This is a genomic window from Staphylococcus pasteuri (assembly GCF_030547725.1).
GTDB lineage: Bacteria > Bacillota > Bacilli > Staphylococcales > Staphylococcaceae > Staphylococcus > Staphylococcus pasteuri.
Map to the genome: position 1 here is coordinate 1 of NZ_JAUOQO010000796.1, position 243 is coordinate 243.

General features: G+C 54.7%; 1 protein-coding gene. It reads left to right on the plus strand.

Translation table 11 applies throughout. The annotated features are described in order from the left end of the window. The coding region (locus tag Q4528_RS15535; RefSeq protein ID WP_303522615.1) for a glycosyltransferase family protein at nt 1-243 on the plus strand (243 nt) is incomplete at both ends.

Below are 243 nucleotides of genomic sequence, written 5' to 3' on the forward strand. Positions count from 1 at the left end.
GGGCATGGCCATTGGGCATTGACCGTGGACCCGGATGAATTCTTTTTGTTTCCGTTTTGCGACACCCGGCCGTTGCGCGCATTGACCGATTGGTTGGATGCCTCTTCGATCCGGTCGTTTTCGGCGATGCTGCTGGATATGTATCCCAAGGGTCCGGTCAACCGGCATCCCTATCTGCCCGGCAGCAATCCAATGGATATCGCCTGTTGGTTTGACAGCGGCAATTATTCGATTTCCCGCAAT